At 34.6% G+C, this 20,399-nt stretch carries 25 protein-coding genes; 5 read left to right on the forward strand and 20 right to left on the reverse strand.

The features are described from left to right. Nucleotides 1-4: 4 nt before the first annotated feature. From rpsH to rpsL, 19 genes are all read right to left on the reverse strand, one after another. On the reverse strand, nucleotides 5-403 hold the full coding sequence (rpsH, locus tag FPG59_RS00980) for a 30S ribosomal protein S8 (protein ID WP_086452756.1): 399 nt from the start codon (nucleotides 401-403) through the stop codon (nucleotides 5-7). A 122-nt stretch (nucleotides 404-525) separates the two neighbouring features. Beyond that, complete coding sequence (gene rpsN / locus FPG59_RS00985) at nucleotides 526-795, reverse strand: 30S ribosomal protein S14 (protein WP_026707007.1); 270 nt, start codon at nucleotides 793-795, stop codon at nucleotides 526-528. Nucleotides 796-798: 3 nt separating this feature from the next. Next, nucleotides 799-1,350 carry a 50S ribosomal protein L5 gene (rplE, locus tag FPG59_RS00990; RefSeq protein ID WP_086452757.1) on the reverse strand — a complete coding sequence of 184 codons (552 nt, stop codon included), beginning with the start codon at nucleotides 1,348-1,350 and terminating at the stop codon, nucleotides 799-801. Between the two features lie 2 nt (nucleotides 1,351-1,352). After that, the gene (rplX, locus tag FPG59_RS00995; RefSeq protein WP_086452758.1) at nucleotides 1,353-1,667 is read right to left on the reverse strand and encodes a 50S ribosomal protein L24; all 315 of its coding nucleotides are present in this window, start codon (nucleotides 1,665-1,667) and stop codon (nucleotides 1,353-1,355) included. An 11-nt stretch (nucleotides 1,668-1,678) separates the two neighbouring features. Beyond that, nucleotides 1,679-2,047 (reverse strand): 50S ribosomal protein L14, encoded by a 369-nt coding sequence (rplN, locus tag FPG59_RS01000; RefSeq protein WP_026717863.1) that lies wholly within the window; start codon nucleotides 2,045-2,047, stop codon nucleotides 1,679-1,681. A gap of 2 nt (nucleotides 2,048-2,049) precedes the next feature. Continuing rightward, nucleotides 2,050-2,310 carry a 30S ribosomal protein S17 gene (gene rpsQ / locus FPG59_RS01005; RefSeq protein WP_086452759.1) on the reverse strand — a complete coding sequence of 87 codons (261 nt, stop codon included), beginning with the start codon at nucleotides 2,308-2,310 and terminating at the stop codon, nucleotides 2,050-2,052. Between the two features lie 17 nt (nucleotides 2,311-2,327). Beyond that, nucleotides 2,328-2,513, reverse strand: coding sequence for a 50S ribosomal protein L29 (gene rpmC, locus FPG59_RS01010; RefSeq protein WP_086452760.1), 186 nt, complete (start codon nucleotides 2,511-2,513; stop codon nucleotides 2,328-2,330). Nucleotides 2,514-2,526: 13 nt separating this feature from the next. Next, on the reverse strand, nucleotides 2,527-2,952 hold the full coding sequence (gene rplP / locus FPG59_RS01015) for a 50S ribosomal protein L16 (RefSeq protein ID WP_007803637.1): 426 nt from the start codon (nucleotides 2,950-2,952) through the stop codon (nucleotides 2,527-2,529). 18 nt (nucleotides 2,953-2,970) lie between these two features. Beyond that, the gene (gene rpsC, locus FPG59_RS01020) at nucleotides 2,971-3,729 is read right to left on the reverse strand and encodes a 30S ribosomal protein S3 (protein WP_035668118.1); all 759 of its coding nucleotides are present in this window, start codon (nucleotides 3,727-3,729) and stop codon (nucleotides 2,971-2,973) included. A gap of 5 nt (nucleotides 3,730-3,734) precedes the next feature. Continuing rightward, entirely contained in the window at nucleotides 3,735-4,148 is a 414-nt protein-coding gene (rplV, locus tag FPG59_RS01025; RefSeq protein ID WP_035668120.1) for a 50S ribosomal protein L22, read from the reverse strand. A 6-nt stretch (nucleotides 4,149-4,154) separates the two neighbouring features. After that, nucleotides 4,155-4,433: a 30S ribosomal protein S19 gene (rpsS, locus tag FPG59_RS01030; protein ID WP_007136562.1), complete on the reverse strand. Its 279-nt coding sequence runs from the start codon at nucleotides 4,431-4,433 to the stop codon at nucleotides 4,155-4,157. A 6-nt stretch (nucleotides 4,434-4,439) separates the two neighbouring features. Then, nucleotides 4,440-5,264 (reverse strand): 50S ribosomal protein L2, encoded by an 825-nt coding sequence (rplB, locus tag FPG59_RS01035; RefSeq protein ID WP_035668122.1) that lies wholly within the window; start codon nucleotides 5,262-5,264, stop codon nucleotides 4,440-4,442. A 6-nt stretch (nucleotides 5,265-5,270) separates the two neighbouring features. Then, nucleotides 5,271-5,561, reverse strand: a complete 291-nt coding sequence (gene rplW, locus FPG59_RS01040; RefSeq protein WP_086452761.1) for a 50S ribosomal protein L23 — start codon at nucleotides 5,559-5,561, stop codon at nucleotides 5,271-5,273. A gap of 6 nt (nucleotides 5,562-5,567) precedes the next feature. Further along, nucleotides 5,568-6,197 carry a 50S ribosomal protein L4 gene (gene rplD / locus FPG59_RS01045; protein ID WP_086452762.1) on the reverse strand — a complete coding sequence of 210 codons (630 nt, stop codon included), beginning with the start codon at nucleotides 6,195-6,197 and terminating at the stop codon, nucleotides 5,568-5,570. Then, on the reverse strand, nucleotides 6,197-6,814 hold the full coding sequence (gene rplC / locus FPG59_RS01050) for a 50S ribosomal protein L3 (RefSeq protein WP_086452763.1): 618 nt from the start codon (nucleotides 6,812-6,814) through the stop codon (nucleotides 6,197-6,199). Before rplC ends, rplD begins: the two co-directional genes overlap by 1 nt. Before the next feature lie 336 nt (nucleotides 6,815-7,150). Next, complete coding sequence (gene rpsJ / locus FPG59_RS01055) at nucleotides 7,151-7,456, reverse strand: 30S ribosomal protein S10 (RefSeq protein ID WP_007803605.1); 306 nt, start codon at nucleotides 7,454-7,456, stop codon at nucleotides 7,151-7,153. 11 nt (nucleotides 7,457-7,467) lie between these two features. After that, nucleotides 7,468-9,624 carry an elongation factor G gene (fusA, locus tag FPG59_RS01060; protein ID WP_086452764.1) on the reverse strand — a complete coding sequence of 719 codons (2,157 nt, stop codon included), beginning with the start codon at nucleotides 9,622-9,624 and terminating at the stop codon, nucleotides 7,468-7,470. Nucleotides 9,625-9,634: 10 nt separating this feature from the next. Further along, nucleotides 9,635-10,111: a 30S ribosomal protein S7 gene (gene rpsG, locus FPG59_RS01065; protein WP_035668130.1), complete on the reverse strand. Its 477-nt coding sequence runs from the start codon at nucleotides 10,109-10,111 to the stop codon at nucleotides 9,635-9,637. Between the two features lie 88 nt (nucleotides 10,112-10,199). Continuing rightward, nucleotides 10,200-10,583, reverse strand: a complete 384-nt coding sequence (gene rpsL, locus FPG59_RS01070) for a 30S ribosomal protein S12 (protein WP_007136570.1) — start codon at nucleotides 10,581-10,583, stop codon at nucleotides 10,200-10,202. A 170-nt stretch (nucleotides 10,584-10,753) separates the two neighbouring features. Here rpsL and FPG59_RS01075 point away from each other — a divergent pair, with 170 nt between their 5' ends. The 4 genes from FPG59_RS01075 (at nucleotide 10,754) to rlmB (ending at nucleotide 18,014) form a co-directional block, all read left to right on the forward strand. Continuing rightward, nucleotides 10,754-12,433: a hypothetical protein gene (locus FPG59_RS01075; RefSeq protein WP_086452765.1), complete on the forward strand. Its 1,680-nt coding sequence runs from the start codon at nucleotides 10,754-10,756 to the stop codon at nucleotides 12,431-12,433. Nucleotides 12,434-12,516: 83 nt separating this feature from the next. Further along, nucleotides 12,517-15,759: a SusC/RagA family TonB-linked outer membrane protein gene (locus FPG59_RS01080; RefSeq protein ID WP_086452766.1), complete on the forward strand. Its 3,243-nt coding sequence runs from the start codon at nucleotides 12,517-12,519 to the stop codon at nucleotides 15,757-15,759. Between the two features lie 3 nt (nucleotides 15,760-15,762). Next, nucleotides 15,763-17,214 (forward strand): SusD/RagB family nutrient-binding outer membrane lipoprotein, encoded by a 1,452-nt coding sequence (locus FPG59_RS01085; RefSeq protein ID WP_086452767.1) that lies wholly within the window; start codon nucleotides 15,763-15,765, stop codon nucleotides 17,212-17,214. 65 nt (nucleotides 17,215-17,279) lie between these two features. Further along, nucleotides 17,280-18,014, forward strand: coding sequence for a 23S rRNA (guanosine(2251)-2'-O)-methyltransferase RlmB (rlmB, locus tag FPG59_RS01090; RefSeq protein WP_086452768.1), 735 nt, complete (start codon nucleotides 17,280-17,282; stop codon nucleotides 18,012-18,014). Between the two features lie 49 nt (nucleotides 18,015-18,063). On the opposite strand, the gene FPG59_RS01095 is transcribed toward rlmB, so the two are convergent. Further along, nucleotides 18,064-18,843 (reverse strand): rhomboid family intramembrane serine protease, encoded by a 780-nt coding sequence (locus FPG59_RS01095; RefSeq protein WP_086452769.1) that lies wholly within the window; start codon nucleotides 18,841-18,843, stop codon nucleotides 18,064-18,066. 247 nt (nucleotides 18,844-19,090) lie between these two features. Here FPG59_RS01095 and FPG59_RS01100 point away from each other — a divergent pair, with 247 nt between their 5' ends. After that, nucleotides 19,091-20,368, forward strand: coding sequence for a replication-associated recombination protein A (locus FPG59_RS01100; protein ID WP_086452770.1), 1,278 nt, complete (start codon nucleotides 19,091-19,093; stop codon nucleotides 20,366-20,368). Nucleotides 20,369-20,399 lie beyond the last annotated feature (31 nt).

Here is a 20,399-nt window from a genome sequence, read left to right on the forward strand (position 1 = left end):
TAAATTAGTATACGTAACAAATTACTTCACCACCTACATTCAATTGCTTTGCTTGTTTACCAGTCATCAAACCTTTTGAAGTAGAAACAATAGCAATACCTAAACCATTTAAGATTCTTGGTATATTAGCAGAACTTGAATATTTACGTAAACCTGGTTTACTAATTCTCTGAATATCTTTGATCACAGACTCTTTAGTATCTTTATCATACTTCAAAGCGATTTTGATAGACCCCTGAACAGCGTTGTCTTCAAATTTGTAACTCAAAATATAACCTTGATCAAATAAGATCTTAGTTATTTCTTTTTTTAGATTAGATGCAGGAATTTCAACAACTTTGTGGTTTGCAGCCACAGCGTTACGAACTCTTGTCAAATAATCAGCAATAGGATCTGTATACATGTGTATTAATTTGCGGTCTTGGTTTTCAACAAACAATTTATTGAACCTTAAACCAATTTATAAATATTAAAGATACAGACTAAACAAATGTTAAGTCTGTATCTGAAAGCAAAACTATGCTATTACCAAGATGCTTTTTTTACACCAGGAATTAATCCGTTATTTGCCATTTCACGAAATGTAACACGTGAAATACCAAATTGACGCATATAGCCTCTTGGTCTTCCAGTTAATTTACAACGATTGTGTAAACGAACAGGTGAAGCATTTTTTGGTAACTTTTGCAAACCTACGAAATCTCCAGCTTCTAACAAAGCTTTTCTTTTCTCTGCATACTTTGCAACCGTTTTTTCTCTCTTAACCTCACGGGCTTTCATTGATTCTTTAGCCATGTCTTAGTTCTTTTTAAAAGGTAAACCTAATTCTGTTAATAACGACTTAGCTTCTTTGTCAGTCTTTGCGGTAGTTACGAAGGTAATATCCATACCAGAGATTTTATTAACTTTGTCAATATCAATTTCTGGAAAAATAATTTGTTCTAAAACACCAAGGTTATAATTTCCTCTACCATCAAAACCTGTAGCTTTAATTCCGCTGAAATCTCTTACGCGAGGTAACGCAGAAGTAATAAGTCTATCAAGAAACTCATACATTCTTTCTCCACGCAAAGTAACTTTAGCACCAATTGGCATTCCTTTTCTCAATTTAAAAGACGCAACGTCTTTCTTAGAGATAGTTGAAACTGCTTTCTGTCCAGTGATCTTAGTTAACTCATCAACTGCATAGTCAATAAGTTTTTTATCAGATACAGCTGCACCAACTCCTTTACTTAAAACGATTTTGTCCAATTTAGGAACTTGCATTACGTTTACGTATCCGAATTCCTCTTTAAGAGCAGCAATTACTCTGCTCTTATATTCTTCTTTTAGTCTAGGTATATACGCCATTACTATAGTACTTGATTAGATTTTTTTGAAAATCTTACTTTCTTATCTCCTTCTACTCTAACCCCTACTCTTGTTGTTTCCTTAGTTTTAGGATCAATTAAAGAGATGTTAGATATTTGTATTGGAGCTTCTTTCTTTACAATACCACCTTGAGGGCTTTTTGCACTTGGTTTCGTATGCTTAGAAACCATATTAACACCTTCAACAATTGCTTTGTTCTTTTCACGATCAACACTTAATACTTTACCTTCAGCACCTTTATGGTCTCCAGCAATTACTCTAACGATGTCACCTGATTTTATTTTTAGCTTTATCATCTTAAAACGAATTAAAGCACTTCTGGTGCTAATGATACAATTTTCATGAATTGTTTTTCACGAAGTTCTCTTGCTACCGGACCAAAAACACGAGTTCCTCTCATTTCACCAGCAGCATTCAATAATACGCAAGCGTTATCATCAAATCTAATGTATGAACCATCGGCTCTTCTTACTTCTTTTTTGGTACGTACAACAACTGCAGTTGAAACAGCTCCTTTTTTAACGCTTCCGTTTGGAGCAGTATCTTTGATAGAAACTACAATCTTGTCACCAACAGAGGCATACCTTCTTTTGGTACCTCCTAAAACACGGATAGTTAAAACTTCCTTTGCTCCAGTGTTATCTGCTACTTTTAGTCTTGATTCTTGTTGTACCATAATTATTTAGCTCTTTCTAAGATTTCAACTAACCTCCAACATTTTGTTTTACTTAAAGGACGAGTCTCGCTAATCCTTACAGTATCTCCAACGTTACAGTCGTTCATTTCGTCGTGTGCGTGATACTTTTTAGTTTTCAACACGAACTTACCGTATAATGGGTGTTTTACTTTACGAACTTCAGCAACAACAATAGATTTATCCATTTTGTCTGAAGTTACAACACCAATTCTCTCTTTTCTTAAATTTCTTTTTTCTTCCATCTTTCAGCAGACTACAGTTATTGTCTTTTAGTAAGTTCAGTAGCTAATCTTGCAACAGTTCTTCTCACACCTCTAATTTGAAGTGGATTCTCAATTGGTGAAATAGCGTGAGCCATTTTAAGATCAGCATATGTTTTCTTAGTCTGGCTAAGTTTCTCTTGCAACTCTGCTGCAGAAAGATTTTTTATTTCTGATTGTTTCATAATATAGTATAAATTATGCTTCGAAATCTCTTGCAACAACAAATTTAGTTTTTACTGGAAGCTTTTGTGCTGCTAGACGTAACGCCTCTTTAGCAACTGACAAAGGTACTCCTCCAACTTCAAACATAATTCTTCCGGGTTTAACAACGGCTGCCCAGTATTCAACTGCACCTTTACCTTTACCCATACGTACCTCAAGAGGTTTCTTTGTGATTGGTTTGTCTGGAAATATTTTGATCCATAATTGTCCCTCTCTTTTCATGAAACGAGTGGCAGCAATACGAGCTGCTTCTATTTGACGAGAAGTTAAAAACATTCCATCTTCATGTACAGATTTAATACCAAACATTCCATTAGAAAGTTCATGCCCTCTTTGAGAGTTCCCTTTCATTTTACCTTTCTGTACCTTACGGTATTTTGTTCTTTTAGGCTGTAACATTTTTCTTTACTTTAAAAATTACTTTCGTTTACGAGCGTCTGGTTTTCCACCTTTGTTAAAAGGTTTTCTATCTCCTCTTGGAGAATCACCACCTTTACCTCCAGCACCAGATTGTTTTTTGTCCATTCCGGCTAGTGGAGAAAGATCTCTCTTTCCATAAACTTCGCCTTTCATGATCCATACTTTGATACCCATTCTACCATAAGTAGTATGAGCTTCAGCCAAAGCATAATCAATATCAGCTCTGAAAGTTGATAGAGGAATTCTACCTTCTTTGAAACCCTCTGAACGAGCCATCTCAGCACCATTCAAACGACCAGAAATCAAAACTTTGATACCTTCTGCGTTCATACGCATAGAAGCAGCAATAGCCATTTTGATTGCACGTCTGTAAGAAATTCTGCTTTCGATTTGACGACAGATGCTTGTAGCAACTAGATACGCGTCAAGTTCAGGTCTTTTAATTTCAAAGATGTTAATTTGAACCTCTTTGTCAGTAATTTTCTTAAGTTCTTCTTTCAACTTGTCTACCTCTTGTCCACCTTTACCGATAATAATACCAGGTCTAGCAGTAGTGATAGTAACGGTTACAAGTTTTAAAGTTCTCTCGATTATTACTTTAGATACACTAGCTTTTGATAAACGAGCATGGATATACTTTCTGATTTTGTGATCTTCGGCAAGTTTATCACCGTAATCATTTCCACCATACCAGTTTGAGTCCCATCCTCTGATGATACCAAGTCTGTTTCCAATTGGATTTGTCTTTTGTCCCATGCTGCTTAAGAATTGCTTTGTGTGTTATTGATAGCCCCTAACACGATTGTAACGTGATTAGAACGTTTTCTTATTCTATGTGCTCTTCCTTGTGGAGCTGGACGAAGTCTTTTCAACATCATTCCACCATCTACACGGATTTCCTTAACAAATAAACCAGCTTCTTCCATATTAGCTTCAGGGTTTTTCGCTTGCCAGTTAGCAATTACAGATAAAACCAATTTTTCTAATTTTCTTGAAGCTTCTTTAGAACTAAATCTTAGTATGTTAAGTGCTCTTTCTACCTTCTGACCTCTTACTAGATCTGCTACTAAGCGCATTTTTCTAGGTGAAGTAGGGCAGTTATTTAACTTTGCGAAGGCCAAAGACTTATTTGCCTCTTTTCTTGCATCTGCTGTTTCTCTTTTACGAACTCCCATTGCTTCTTATTTTTTACCTTTATTTTTTGCTCCAGCATGACCTCTAAAAGATCTAGTTGGTGAAAATTCTCCTAATTTGTGACCTACCATGTTTTCAGTTACATAAACCGGTACAAATTGACGACCGTTGTGAACTGCGATAGTTTGTCCAACAAAATCTGGAGTAATCATAGAAGCTCTAGACCAAGTCTTAACCACTCCTTTATTTCCACCTGCAATATTTTCTTGAACTTTCTTGTCTAATTTATAATGAACAAAAGGTCCTTTTTTTAATGAACGTGCCATATCTTATTATTTCTTTCTACGTTCTACGATATACTTGTTACTCGGGTTTTTCTTAGAACGTGTTCTATAACCTTTTGCTGGTATTCCATTTCTTGAACGTGGATGTCCACCAGAAGAACGTCCTTCACCACCTCCCATTGGGTGATCTACAGGGTTCATTGCTACAGGTCTTGTTCTAGGTCTTCTACCTAACCATCTAGTTCTACCAGCTTTACCAGAAACAACTAATTGATGATCAGAATTAGATACAGCTCCAATTGTTGCGGAACAAGTTAACAAGATCAATCTTGTTTCACCTGAAGGCATTTTAATTGTAGCGTATTTACCATCTCTTGCCATTAATTGAGCAAAAGTTCCAGCAGAACGTGCAATAACAGCACCTTGACCTGGTCTCAATTCAATACAAGAAATTACAGTTCCTAGTGGAACTCTACTTAAAGGTAAAGTATTACCAATCTCAGGTTGAGATTCTGGACCGGAAACAAGTTTCTGACCAACTTTCAAACCGTTTTGAGCGATAACATAAGTTTTCTCACCATCAGCATAAGCTAATAAAGCGATAAATGCAGTTCTGTTTGGATCATATTCGATTGATTTAACCGTAGCTGGAATTCCTTCTTTAGTACGTTTAAAATCAATAATACGATATCTCTGCTTGTGACCACCACCCGTATAACGCATGGTCATCTTTCCTTGACTATTTCTACCACCAGAGTTTTTTATCGGCGCTATCAAAGAGCGTTCCGGCTTATCAGTTGTAATGGCGTCATAACCATTCACAACTCTAAATCGCTGACCTGGGGTAATAGGTTTTAATTTTCTTACTGACATTTTATCTTAGATATTGTTGTAAAAATCAATTGTTTCTCCTTCTTGTACTTGAACAATCGCTTTTTTAATTGCATTTGTCTTTCCACTGATTAAACCACTTTTAGTGTATTTAGTAGTTCTATCTGGTCTCACATTCATTGTGTTAACACTAACAATAGTTACACCATAAGCAACCTCTACAGCTTTCTTAATTTGTACTTTGTTTGCTTTTCTGTCAACAACGAATCCGAAGCGGTTTAAAACTTCACTTTCTTTGGTTACTTTTTCCGTTACTATAGGCTTAATAATGATGCTCATATCCTATTATTTACTTAAATTTTCTTCAATTACCTCCAAAGAACTCTCTAAAAGCACTAAATTATTAGCGTTTAATATAGCGTAAGTGCTTAATTCTAAGCTACTTACGACGCTAGAGCTTTTTAAATTACGTGACGACAAATATACATTTTTATTTGAATCACCCAATACAAAAAGGGATTTTTTATTCTCTAACTCTAAAGCTTTCAAAACGTTGATGAAATTTTTAGTGTTTGGAGTTTCAAAATTAAAGTCTTCAAGAACGATAATGTTTGACTCTTTAGCTTTGATAGAAAAAGCAGATTTTCTTGCTAAACGCTTTAAGTTTTTATTCAATTTGAAAGAATAACTTCTTGGTCTTGGACCAAAAACAGTTCCTCCGCCTTTAAATAAAGGGTTTTTAGCACTACCAGCACGGGCTGTACCTGTACCTTTTTGCTTTTTTATCTTACGAGTACTTCCCGCAACTTCAGCTCTTTCTTTAGCTTTGTGCGTTCCTTGTCTTTGATTAGCAAGATATTGCTTTACATCAAGATATACTGCGTGATTGTTTGGCTCTATACCAAATACTGAATCAGAAAGTTGCACTTTTCTTCCAGTATCTTTTCCGTTGAAATCTAATACTTTTGCTTCCATTACTTCTGAATGATTACATAAGAGTTGTTATAACCAGGAACACATCCTTTAATAACAAGTAGGTTCTTTTCAGCCACTACTTTTAAAACTCTAAGGTTTTGAACTTTTACATTGTCTCCTCCCATACGTCCAGCCATACGCATTCCTTTGAATACTCTAGATGGATAAGAAGAAGCTCCCACAGAACCTGGCGCTCTTAAGCGGTTGTGCTGACCGTGAGTTGCTTGACCAACACCACCAAAACCGTGACGTTTTACAACCCCTTGGAAACCTTTACCTTTAGATACACCTTGTACATCTACAAATTCACCTTCAGCAAAAATAGAAACATCAATAAGATCTCCTAATTTTTGTTCAGTTGCAAAATCTTGGAATTCAACGACTTTTTTCTTAGCTACAGTTCCAGCTTTTTTAAAGTGACCTAAAGCCGCTTTTGTGGAATGTTTCTCGTTTTTGTCATCGAAACCTAGTTGCAACGCTTCATACCCGTCAACACCTTTGGTTCTGACTTGGGTAACAACACATGGACCCGCTTCGATTACCGTACAAGGAATATTCTTCCCGTTTTCGTCGAAAATACTAGTCATGCCGATTTTTCTACCAATTAACCCAGACATAAATATTAATTATTAATTACTAAAACTCCCTTCAATTTAAAAACAACAGCTGTTCTCAAACAGGGAGTGCAAAAGTATACATTAAAATCGAATATACCAAACAGTTACAAAAATTAAATAACTCATTATCAAAAAACAAACTTTTCGATATTAAATAATCAACAGATCCATCATACAACACATAATTAGATTGATGCTATATTCAAGAATTAAATACTAAAAAATATTCTCTAAAAATACCCAATATAACATGCTCGTACCTTATAAATCAAAACATTTGGCTTTATTCCAAAAAAAAAGCGGAACAAAATGTTCCGCTTTATAATAAAAATATACTTATACTTTAATTTCAACTTCTACTCCACTAGGCAATTCTAGTTTCATCAAAGCATCAATAGTTTTTGAAGAAGAAGAGTAAATATCAATTAATCTCTTGTAAGACATTACTTCAAACTGCTCTCTAGCTTTCTTGTTTACGTGCGGTGAACGCAATACTGTAAACAATTTTTTGTGAGTTGGCAACGGAATAGGACCAGTTACAACAGCACCAGTAGTTTTTACTGTTTTTACAATCTTCTCAGCAGACTTGTCTACTAACATGTGATCGTAAGATTTTAATTTTATTCTGATTTTTTGACTCATTTTCTTAAAGATTAAGCGTTTCCTTTTGCTTTTTTAATTACTGCTTCTGAAATATTAGAAGGCGTCTCTGCATAGTGAGAGAATTCCATTGTAGAAGTTGCTCTACCAGAAGATAACGTTCTTAATGTTGTAACATATCCAAACATCTCTGATAAAGGTACATCTGCCTTAATAGTTTTCGCACCATTTCTATCTCCCATGTCACTCACCTGACCTCTACGACGGTTAATATCACCAACGATATCTCCCATGTTCTCTTCTGGTGTAATAACCTCCATTTTCATGATTGGCTCTAAAATTACAGCACCAGCAGCTTTCGCTACCTCTCTATAACCCATTCTTGCTGCTAACTCAAAAGAAAGCGCATCAGAATCCACAGGGTGGAAAGATCCGTCTAATAAAGTAACCTTTAAACTATCTACTTGATATCCTGCTAAAGGACCTTGTTTCATTGCTTCACGGAAACCTTTTTCAACTGAAGGAATATATTCTTTAGGTACATTACCACCTTTAACAGCGTTAATAAATTGCAAACCTACAGGAACTTTACCATCAACTTCATCAGCTGGCTCCAATAAAAATACGATATCACCGAATTTACCACGACCTCCAGATTGTTTCTTGTACGTTTCTCTGTGTTGCGCTGATTTTGTAAACGCTTCCTTGTATTCAACTTGAGGCTCACCTTGGTTTACTTCAACTTTAAATTCACGCTTCATACGATCTACCAAGATATCTAAGTGAAGCTCACCCATACCAGAAATAATCGTTTGACCAGAAGCTTCATCAGTTCTAACAGTAAAAGTTGGATCCTCTTCAGCTAATTTAGCCAAAGCCATACCCATTTTATCTACGTCAGCCTTAGTTTTAGGCTCGATAGCAATACCAATTACTGGCGCAGGGAATTTCATTGACTCAAGAATAATTGGGTGTTTTTCATCACACAATGTATCTCCAGTTTTGATATCTTTAAATCCAACTGCCGCTCCAATATCACCTGCCTCGATATATTCGATTGGGTTTTGTTTGTTAGCGTGCATTTGGTAGATACGAGAAATTCTTTCTTTGTTTCCTGAACGAGTGTTCAGAACATAAGAACCAGCATCTAAACGTCCTGAATAAGCACGGAAGAAAGCTAAACGACCTACGAATGGGTCAGTAGCAATTTTAAATGCCAAAGCAGCGAAAGGCTCTTTAACATCTGGCTTACGCAAGATTTTTGTTTGATCTTCTTCTAAAAGTTCAGCATCATCAGGATGAATCCCTTCAATACCTTCTTTATCCATTGGAGATGGCAAGTATTTACATACTGCATCTAACATGAATTGAACTCCTTTATTTTTGAAAGATGAACCAGCAATCATAGGAATAATTGCCATATCCATTACAGCTGCTCTTAAAGCGATGTTGATTTCTTCTTCCGTGATAGAATCTGGATCTTCCATATACTTATCAAGCAAGTTTTCATCATAATCAGCAACTGCCTCAATAAGGATATCTCTGTACTCTTTTACTTCATCAACCATATCAGCAGGAATATCAACAACTTCATAAGTTGCTCCCATTCCAGCATCATCCCAAACAATAGCTTGGTTTCTTACTAAATCTACAACACCTTTAAAATCATTTTCTTCACCAATTGGCAAAGTGATTGCAACTGCGTTTGATTTTAACATATCTCTTACTTGCTGACATACTGCCAAGAAGTTAGAACCTTGTCTATCCATTTTATTAACAAAACCAATACGAGGAACTCTATATTGATCAGCTAATCTCCAGTTCGTTTCTGATTGAGGCTCAACACCATCAACAGCACTAAACAAGAATACTAAACCATCAAGTACACGCAAAGAACGATTTACTTCAACTGTAAAGTCAACGTGTCCTGGAGTATCAATGATATTAAAGTGATAAGGCAAGGTCTCAGGTAAAATCTTACCTTGAGTAGTTGGAAAATTCCATTCACAAGTTGTAGCTGCAGATGTAATAGTAATACCTCTTTCTTGCTCTTGTGCCATCCAGTCCATTGTTGCAGCACCATCATGCACTTCACCAATTTTATGTGATTTTCCTGTATAGAATAATATACGCTCCGTTGTTGTTGTTTTACCAGCATCAATGTGAGCAGCAATACCTATGTTTCTTGTATATTTAAGTTCTCTAGCCATTTCTTAAGGATTAAAATCTAAAGTGAGAGAAAGCTTTGTTAGCTTCAGCCATTTTGTGAGTATCCATTCTTTTCTTAACAGCAGCTCCTTCTTCTTTAGCAGCAGCTAAACACTCTGATGCTAATCTTTGTGCCATTGACTTTTCGTTTCTTCTTCTTGAATAAAGAATTAACCATTTCATCGCCATAGAAATTTTTCTATCTGGACGAATTTGCATTGGAATTTGAAATGTAGCTCCACCCACTCTACGTGAACGAACTTCTACGTGAGGCATAACGTTTGTTAATGCATCTTTCCAAATTTCTAATGATGGTTTTTCAGCATCTTGTTTTTTAGATTCAATAATGTCAATTGCATCATAAAATACTTTAAACGCTGTAGATTTTTTTCCATCCCACATTAAGTTGTTTACAAAACGTGTTACCAGTTGGTCATTAAACCTTGGATCTGGTAAAAGTGGTCTTTTCTTTGCCGCTCTTTTTCTCATGTCTTTTTTTTAATTTTTTGTCATTAACACATAACTTAGATATAGAATTAAAAATTCTAAATCAGTTACAAGCAATTAACTTTTTAAATTACTTTTTTGCTTCCTTTGGGCGTTTAGCTCCGTACTTAGATCTTCTTTGCGTTCTTCCTGCTACTCCTGACGTATCAAGTGCACCACGAACGATGTGATATCTAACTCCTGGTAAATCTTTTACCCTTCCACCCCTAACTAATACTATCGAGTGCTCTTGTAAATTGTGTCCTTCACCTGGGATGTAAGCATTCACTTCATTACCATTTGTCAAACGTACACGCGCTACTTTACGCATTGCAGAGTTTGGTTTTTTTGGTGTTGTAGTGTAAACACGCGTACAAACCCCTCTTCTTTGAGGACAAGAATCTAAAGCAACCGATTTACTCTTCTTAGTTATCTGAGTTCTTCCTGTTCTTACTAATTGTTGAATTGTTGGCATAATTAATACTAAAAATTTCTTATTATATTAAATTCCCGCTTTTTACGGGGTTGCAAATGTAGAAAATATTTTTTACTCTACAAACGTTAAACTATTAATTTTCAATTAGATTATTTAGAACTTTGAAAATCATTACAAAGATCTCATATTTGTATCACTAAATTTGCACAATGAGCAACAAAAAAAAAAAACTTCTTTTATTTATATTTCTAATATTAGAAAGTACATGTTACGCTCAAGAGTTTCGATTACAAATAATTGGGAATTCAAATGAAGAAACCAAAATAATAGACTCCTTAAATTACCAAACCAAACATAAAAATGTAAGCTCTATAAATGATAAAGTAGAAGGCTTTCTCAAAAAAGCTTATTTTATAGGTTATATTGAAGTAAAAACATTTCAACTAAATAAAATTAACGACTCTACTTTTCAAAAAAAAATTAATTTAGGACAAAGAATTAAAAAAATCATCTTAACCATTCCAGATCTTGAAACAATAGGGTTATTAAGACTACAAAAAAATACAATTGAAATTCCTTATCCTGAAATCGAGACATTTCTAATTCAAACGATACACTTATTAGAGGATAACGGATATGTTTTTGCAAAAGCAAAACTCAAAAACATAATTCGACAGCAATCTCTTTTACTTGCAGAGTTAGATATTCAAAAAAACTCAACCCGCAAAATCAACACAATAGTCATTAAAAAGGAAGAAAAAAGTAAATTCCCAAAAGGCCATTTGACACAAATTAACCGAAAATACAAAAACAAACTATTCAATTTAAAAAGCCTTGAGCAAATCAACTCTGAATTTAATAGACTCAACTTTGTCAATCAATTAAAATACCCCGAATTTTTAGTTACTCAAGACACTACAAAGGTTTTTGTGTATCTTGAAAAGAAAAATTCGAATACATTTGATGGGTTCATTGGCTTTAGCAATAATGAAAATCGTTTTACTCTAAATGGCTACTTAGACATACAACTTGAAAATATTATAAATAAAGGAGAGCAAATACAAATATTTTGGAAAAGCGACGGCAATGATCAAAAAACATTCAAAGCGAGTTTAGCTTTACCCTATCTTTTTAATTCTCCGATAGGAATTCAAACAGACTTGCAGATTTTCAGGCAGGATAGTACTTTTCAGAATACAAAAACAACTTTAGGCTTAAATTATAGATTAAAAAACAATTCTGAAATAAAAATTGGGTACAATGCCACTCAATCCAGCGTAATTCAAAACAGTAATTCCAACATAACTGGATTTAATAACAATTTCATCACAATAGGATATGAAAATAAAGATCTCTTCATAAGAAAAAATAGTTTTACACCTCGATTTAGCTTCAATGCTTTACTGGGAGCTGGCAAAAGACTCATAGAAACAGAATCAAAACCGACCAAGCAAATTCAAATAGAGATTAAAAACATTATTCACTTAGAAATTAACACCAAAAACTCCTTTCACATTAACAATCACAACTATTATCTTAGTAGTAAGATATATGTAGAAAATGAACTGCATCGTTTTGGAGGATTTAAAAGCGTACGAGGTTTTAGAGAAAACAGCCTTTCAGCTTTTTGGTCATCTGCATTTATAACAGAATATCGTTATGCATTGACTAATAAGTTTTATGTTCACACCATTGCAGATTTAGCTTATTTCAAAACCAATACACTCAACGTAACAAGAAACAACCAACTGATAGGCGTTGGCTTAGGTTTTGGCGCACAAACAAAAAACGGATTACTACGTATTGCACTTGCAAGTGGCGCTTTAAATTCACAGAGAGTTAAAACCGAAAACGGAATCTTACATTTAAGTTACAACATCAATTTTTAACTTTAACATTTTTAAACCATTTTTGATTAGGAATGTTAAGAAAATATTAAGATGTTTGTTGAACTAATTCAAAATATTAAAAAATGAAACTAAAGTTTAATGGATTACTAGTACTACTTGTAGTATTAGTGGCGCAAATTACGTTTGCCCAAGAAAGATCTGTTTCGGGAACTGTTTCTGATAATGCAGGAATGCCTTTACCAGGTGTAAGTGTATTAGTGAAAGGAACAAAAACTGGAACGCAGAGTAATTTTGATGGAACCTACACTATCAAAGTTAGTCCGACACAAATACTAGTGTTTAGCTACATTGGTATGCAAAACCAAGAAATAGTTGCTAGTGCAACTAAAATCAACGTTAAATTAAAAGACGAATCAGTAGAACTTCAAAACGTTGTTGTTACTGCGCTAGGGATAAAAAGAGAAAAAAAATCACTAGGGTACTCATCTCAACAAGTTAGTGCAGAACAAGTATCATCTGTACCGACAGCTAACTTTGTTAATAACTTAAGTGGTAAAGTTGCAGGCTTAACAATAACAAATGGAACAAACTTTGGAGGCTCTACAAACGTTGTATTAAGAGGTTTCAAATCACTACTTGGAGACAATCAAGCTTTATTTGTAGTAGATGGAATTCCAATTTTAAATAGCAATTTAAATAGTGGTGATCAAAAAAGCGGTAGAGGTGGACTAGATTTCGGTAATGCTGCATCGGATATAAATCCGAATAATATTGCTGAAATAAATGTTTTGAAAGGAGCTGCTGCAACTGCGCTTTACGGTTCTCGTGCACAAAATGGGGCGATAATTATTACAACAAAAAAAGGTAAAGCAAACAATGACCTTGCTGTAGAATTTTCATCTGCTTACACAATGTCAACTGTTGATAAATCTACCTTTCCAGAATACCAAAAAGAGTATGGCCAAGGTTACTTTGGTCAATTTTTTTCGTCTTTTCAAGGACGACCTAGACCTAGAACTGGAGATGACGCTTCTTATGGACCGAAATATGACGGAGCTTTAGTTTTCCAATATGATGCATTTGTACCTGGTTCGGCTACATTTGGTCAAGCAACTCCATGGGTAGTTGCAGAAAACGGGCCTATAACATATTTCAACACAGGTACAACTTTGGTTAATAATGTAGCTCTTAGTGGTGGGACTGCAAAATCAACTTACAGAGTTACTTATTCAAATACTAATGGAGGGGACATTATACCAAATGCCTTATTGAGTAAAAACAACTATAATGCTGCAGCTTCATACAAATTCAATGATAAATTAAGCTCTTCATTTAATTTAACTTACGTAAATCAAAATACTAGAAATAGAAATCAAACTGGTTACAATGGGAACCAAATGGCAAATTTCAGACAATGGTGGGCTACAAATGTTGACATAAAAGAACAAAAAGCATTTTATGATTTAGGTCAGCAAAACTTTACTTGGAACCAAAAAAGTGCCAGTAATATAGCTCCAAACTATTGGGACAATCCTTACTTCCAAAGATATCAAAATTACAACAATGATACAAGACAACGTTTTGCAGCAAATGCTTCATTAACGTATGATGTATCTAAAGAATTTAGTGTTTTAGCAAGAATGGGAACTGATGGATTTACGATGAGAACCGAAGATAGAATTGCTGCTGGATCATATCCGAATATTATTGGATCAAACTCAAACGGAGCAAACTTACCAGCTCAACCATCAGGTTACGCGTTGGATGTTTATGATTTTAGTGAGCAGAATTATGATTTATTAGCTACATACAAAAAAGATTTAAACGAGGATTTAAATCTTAATGTTGTACTAGGAACAAATTACAATGTACAAAATCGTTTTCTTAACCAACAATCAACTTCAGGAGGTTTATTTATTCCAGGATTATATACAATTTCAAATTCAGTTTCTGCACCAGCATTACCAAGAATTGTAGATACCAAAAAACAAGTATTAGGAGTATTTACCCAAGCTACATTAGGATACAAAGGAACTTACTATCTAGAAGGATCTGTTAGAAGAGACCAATCATCTGCGCTTCCAGTTGAAAACAACTCTTATTGGTATTCAGCTATTTCTGGAAGTGTTGTATTTTCTAATTGGTTAAAAGATATTGAATTCATTAATTTTGGTAAATTTAGAGCTGCTTACGCACAAGTAGGATCTGATACTGATCCTAATCAACTTCAAAACACTTACGTAGCACGTAATCCATTTGAAACTCCTGTTTATTCTTACAATACAAATGCTAAGAATCCAAATTTAAAACCACAGCAATTGGACAACATTGAGTTTGGTGTTAACATGCAATTTGCTAAGAACAGATTAGGTTTTGATGTTGCTTATTTTGAAAACAAAGCATATGATCAAATTTTGCCGTTACCAGTATCAAGTGCAACAGGATCAGCATTCACAACAATAAATGCAGGTACATTAACAACAAAAGGTCTTGAAGTATCTTTAAATTTTACACCAATAAAAACAACAAACTTTGATTGGGATGTTAATATCAACTGGGCAAATCCAAATACTAAAGTTACAAAATTAGCACCTGGTATTGAAAACATTAATATAAATTCACTGCAAGGTGGTATCAGTATAAATGCTCCATTGAACCGCGATTATGGATCAATTTGGGGAACAACATATGTATTTGATGATGCTGGTCAAAAAGTAATTGGAGACAATGGAGCTTATTTAGTATCTACTACAACAGATAATCAACTTGGAACATATCAAGCAGACTGGAATGGTGGTATAAACAATAAATTCACTTATAAAAATTTATCACTTAGTTTTTTAATTGATATTAAAAAAGGTGGTAGTATTTTCTCTTTAGATCAATATTACGGATATGGAACAGGTATTTATGCTAATTCAGTTGGAACAAATGACCTTGGTAATCCAATAAGAAACACACTTGCAAACGGTGGTGGTGAAATTTTACCAGGTGTAATGGCAAATCCAGCATTCACACCTACAAATGGCCAACCTCAATACATAACAAATACTACTAGACTAGACAGATCTGAATCAAGTCAAGTTCTTGGAACAGATCCTCCAACAGCCGCATTCGTTTATGATGCAGGTTTTGTTAAATTAAGAGAAGTTGTATTATCTTACAGCTTACCATCATCGATTTTAGGGAAAACAATTAAAGGAGCTACATTTAGCATCCTAGGTAACAATCTTTGGATAATAGATAAGAGTTTACCATACTCTGATCCAGAGGCAGGTCTATCTTCAGGAAACACGCAAGGTTATCAGTCTGGTCCTATGCCAACTTCAAGAAATATTTCTTTTAACGTTAAAGTTAATTTTTAAAAAATGAAAATAAATAAAACCATAGCAATATTAGCATTAGGTTTGTCAATGACAGCCTGTGTTAGCGAGGATATAAATACAGATCCTAATAGTGCCTATAGTACTGTTCCTGGTGCACTAGTAAATTTTGCACAAAGAGAATTGAGTGATTATGTAAATACACCTAGTGTAAATACAAATAATTTTAGATTGACAATGCAATATTGGCAAGCAACTACTTATGTAGATGAAAGTAATTATAATTTTACAAACAGAAATGTTTCAAATACTATATTTTCAACAAATTACATAAGCGTTTTAAATAATCTTTTAAAAGCTAAAGAAATAATCAATTCTTACAAACCTACTGCAGATCAAGCAGCAGGATGGCCAACAAATAAGAAAAATCAACTTGCAATAATTGATATTCTTGAAGTGTACACCTACCAAAACTTGGTTGATACTTTTGGAAATATTCCTTACAAACAAGGTGCTAATCTTGATGCATTTCCACTACCCGCTTATGATGATGCAGCTACTATCTATGTTGACCTTTTGAAAAGAATCAATGAAGACATAGCTAATTTAAATACTAACGCTACAGGTTTCAAATCTTTTACAGATGGTGATATAATATTTAAAGGAAATATTGCAAAATGGAAAACCTTAGCAAATTCACTAAAATTGAAATTAGCTATTTCCATTGCAGATTCATCACCTGCAACAGCACAAACTAACGCACTACAAGCAATTACTGCTGGAGTGATAACTACTAAAGCAGATAATTGTCAATTTCAATATTTAGAGCCTTCACCTAATTTTAGCCCTATATATGAAAACTTAGTAGCAAGTGGAAGAGATGATTTTTTTGCTGGAAAAACTTTAGTTGACTTTATGGTTGCAAAAAACGATCCACGTATTAGTAGCTATTATGAAGAAGTGAGTGGTGGTGGTTATGCTGGACAAGTTATTGGTAAAGGTGGAGAATTTGATCAATTCTCGCACATAGGCGAGTTTGCATACACAGCTACTACTCCCGGAATTTTGTTAAGTAATACAGAAGTTGCATTTTATATTGCTGAAGCTAATGCAAGATGGAATCCTGGACAAGCATTGTCATCTTATAATGATGCAGTTACTGCTTCCATTATTGAATGGGGCGGTAATGCTTCTGATGCGGTTACATACTTAGCTGCAAATCCATTTGATGCAGCCAACTGGAAAAAATCAATTGGTGAACAAGCATGGGTTGCTATGTACAACCAACCTTTGACTTCTTGGAACTTCTGGAGAAGACTTGACTTCCCAGTTCTAAATGCTCCGGCTACGGCTATTAATAATGCCGGAGGAAAAGTACCAGTACGATTAGCATATCCAGTTCTTGAACAACAAGTTAATAATTCAAATTACAAAGCTGCTTCAACGGCAATTGGAGGCGACTTGCTAACAACAAAACTATTTTGGGATAAATTTTAATAACCCCATACTTTTACTAAAACCATCCCATTTTTTGGGGTGGTTTTTTTTTATATATTTGCACCATGGAAAAAGAACATCAAATATTTGGTATAAGAGCGATAATCGAAGCTATACAATCTGGAGCAACTGTAGATAAAGTTTATATTCAAAAGGAAGCAAGTAGCGAACTAATGAAAGACTTGATGAAAGTGATGAAACGTGGAAACATCAATTTCTCATACGTACCCGTTGAAAAGCTAAATAGATTAACTCCTAATAACCATCAAGGAGCAGTTGCTACCATCTCTCCTATTTCGTTTTTTGATTTAGAGACCTTAATTGACACTGTACTTGAAAATGGCAAAAAACCTTTGTTTTTAATTCTGGATCAAATCTCAGATGCAAGAAATTTTGGAGCCATCATAAGAACTGCTGAATGCACAGGAGTAAATGGAATTATTGTTCAAAAAGCTGGATCGGCGCCTGTGAATGGAGATACTGTTAAAACATCTGCCGGAGCAGTTTTTAATATTCCTATTTGTAAAGTAGAACACATCAAAGATGCGATATTTTTATTGCAAGCCAACGGAATTAAAACAGTTGCTGCTACAGAAAAGACGGAGCAAAACATATATGACATCTCTTTGAACGAACCTGTTGCAATAATTATGGGATCAGAAGACAGAGGTGTAAATCCATCTGTATTGAAAATTGTAGATGAAAAAGCTAAGCTACCTATGTTTGGGACAATTGGCTCCTTAAATGTATCTGTAGCATGTGGCGCTTTTTTATATGAAGCTGTAAGACAACGTTCTTAAGAAGATATACGCTTTAAAATTTTAAATGAGTTGAAACTATGGTTTTAACTCATTTTTTTTGAATTAAATCATACTGGACAGGTATACTTGAAGTGTAATATTCATAAATAGGAGATTCCTCAATGGGGATTTCAACGGGTAAATTCACGAAGTTTCCATTTTCGTCAAATCGTTGCATGAATTTATCTTGCGAAGCATCATAATCTGGATGTTCCCAATCGTATTTTATGGGCTTCTTTAACTGAGGGGTATCATAAAGGAAAGACAATACAATTCCTGAAATAAGACCACCCAAATGACCTTCCCAAGAAATTGACTTTTCAGTTACAATCTCGGGACTTGGAAAAACATACCATACTAAACCACCGTAAATAATAATCACTGTGAGAGATAATGCTACTAGTCTATGGTTTTTAGTTTGAATTCCTTTGAAAAAAATAAAACTAAACAGCACGTAAATTAATCCGCTCGCACCTATGTGATAACTTTCTCTACCGATGCACCATGTTATCATTCCTGATAGAAATATTCCAAATACAACAACAGGAAAAGACTCTTTTGCATAAAAAAACTGCAAAGCTGCGAGTAAAATAAATAGTGGTATACTATTATTATACAAATGTTCTAAATCACCATGGATGAACGGACTTAAAAAAACACCTTGAAGTCCTGAAAAGGTTCTGGGATAGATACCGTTTTGATAAAAATCAAAGTCAAATTTTATTTGCAACCAATAAACGAACCACAATAACACTATTGCAAAAAATGGAAATAATACAACTGCATTTGTAAACTTAAAATGTTTGTCTAAAGAGGCTTCTGGAATCATTTAATACTATTGTAGGTGTTTACCATTTAAGTACAAAAATGCAACCAAATAAAATAGGATGAAATTTTGTCATGCTGAAACATCCTCCTCTACTTACGGTACACCCTAGCCCAGATGGGAATGGCATCCTTTTATATCTTGTTTTTTACAAGATATAAAAGATAGAATGTACAGCTGGAAAAAGCTCCAAATAAAACTGTAATTTTGTATTCATAATAAATAGGTAATTGCCAACTGAATTTAAAATATGGAAGCACCACTTGCAGAACGAATACGCCCTCAAAAACTGGAGGATTATGTAAGTCAATCCCATCTTGTGGGACCAAACGGTTCATTAACACAGCAAATTAACAAAGGAATAATTCCGTCTTTGATTTTCTGGGGACCTCCTGGCACGGGAAAAACCACTTTGTCCCAAATTATTGCTCAAGAATCTAAGCGTCCGTTTTATATTTTAAGTGCTATTAATTCTGGGGTTAAAGACATCAGGGAAGTTATTGAAAAGGCAAAACAAAGTGGCGGATTGTTTACTGCCAAAAATCCTATTTTATTTATTGACGAGATTCACCGCTTTAGTAAATCGCAACAAGATTCCCTACTGGCTGCTGTTGAGAAAGGCTGGGTTACCCTAATAGGCGCCACAACTGAAAACCCAAGTTTTGAAGTAATTCCCGCCTTACTGTCAAGATGTCAAGTCTATGTGTTAAATCCGTTTACAAAAATAGATTTAGAGACCTTGCTGGAACGTGCCATGAAGAAAGACGTATTAATGTCTCAAAAAAATATTGAGCTCAAAGAAACAGAAGCTTTATTAAGGCTTTCGGGCGGTGATGGTAGAAAATTATTGAATGTTTTTGAACTTGTGGTAAATGCTTCTCTTGATGACAAAATTATCATTACTAATGAACGTGTGTTTGAAGTTGTACAGCAAAATACGGTACTATATGACAAAACGGGTGAACAACATTATGATATAGTGTCGGCATTTATTAAATCTATTCGTGGTAGTGATCCTAATGGAGCTGTGTACTGGCTGGCACGTATGATTGAAGGCGGCGAAGATGTAAAATTTATTGCAAGAAGAATGCTTATTTTGAGTAGTGAAGATATTGGCAACGCCAATCCTACAGCTTTTATCATGGCAAACAACACTTTTCAAGCCGTAGCAACGATAGGTTATCCTGAGAGTAGAATTATTTTGAGTCAATGTGCAGTGTATCTTGCTACATCACCTAAAAGCAATGCCTCTTACTTAGCTATAGGCACCGCGCAACAGCTTGTAAAACAAACTGGAGATTTACCCGTACCGATTCATTTGCGAAATGCCCCAACTAAACTCATGAAAGAACTAGGCTATGGTGAGGAGTACAAATACTCTCATGATTACGCTAATAATTTTGCAGAACAAGAATTTTTACCTGATGATTTGAGCAATACTCCAATTTATGTACCTGGGAATAATTCAAGAGAAAACAGCATTCGTGAATTTTTAAAAAACCGTTGGCAAGATAAATACGGTTATTAAAAAATGCCTCTGCAACATGGTCACAGAGGCA

This window comes from Flavobacterium sp. FPG59 (genome assembly GCF_002150205.1).
Lineage (GTDB): Bacteria > Bacteroidota > Bacteroidia > Flavobacteriales > Flavobacteriaceae > Flavobacterium.